Below are 807 nucleotides of genomic sequence, written 5' to 3' on the forward strand. Positions count from 1 at the left end.
CCCCAGCCCCCGGCGCGGCAGGCGGACCGCACCCCCGTCCACCGCGACGAGACCGGCGCGCGGGGTGCCTCCGGCGCGCGCGGCGGGTCGTCGCCCATGCGGTGGGGAGAGCTGCCCCTCCTGAACGCGCACGAGGCGCCGCCGGCGCTGGAGGAGCCGGGGGCTCGCGAGCACCGTGACGCGCCGGTCGCCGATGGGCGTGCCGTCCGTGGCGTCACGACGGGCGGCGGTTCGGACGGCGGGGCCGGTGGCGGCAAGCCGATCGACACGGAGGCTCTGCGGCGGCTGCGCAGGCTCGCGGCGAGCGCCGACGTCCCCTCGACGCGCCCGTCCCCCGAGGGCGCGCCTGAGGAGCCGGGTGGGCCCGTTGAGGTCGCCGCGAACGCGTCCGGGAACGCGTCCGGGCAGGCGGCCGACGAAGAGAACGCACCCGCGCGGGCCGCGACCGGTGAGGCCACCTCGGACGGCGTCGGTTCCGGTGGGGCCGCCTCGGACGGCGTCGGTTCCGGTGAGGACGCGACCGCTTCCGGTGAGGACGCGACCGCGGAGGCCGGGTCCTCCGGGTCTTCCGGGGCGTCCGGGTCTTCTCGATCCTCCGAGGCCGCGCGGATGCAGCACCGGAAGGGGCAGCCGCCGCGGCAGGGGCCGCTGTCGCCGATGCCCGGCACGGAGCGGGTGTGGCCGCCGCTCGACCCGGACGCCAAGCCGATACGGCTGACCCCACCCCTGCGCGGCCGGGGCGACGACTCGGGCAGCCGCGACGAGCGGGTCGCCCGGCATGGCGCCGAGGGCGGTGAGGAGGCCGCG

General features: G+C 79.2%; 1 pseudogene. It reads left to right on the forward strand.

The features are described from left to right. Positions 1–807: pseudogene (locus DQW85_RS44720) on the forward strand (hypothetical protein); the annotation flags it as partial.

It is taken from the genome of Nonomuraea lactucae (assembly GCF_003313395.1).
Lineage (GTDB): Bacteria > Actinomycetota > Actinomycetes > Streptosporangiales > Streptosporangiaceae > Nonomuraea > Nonomuraea lactucae.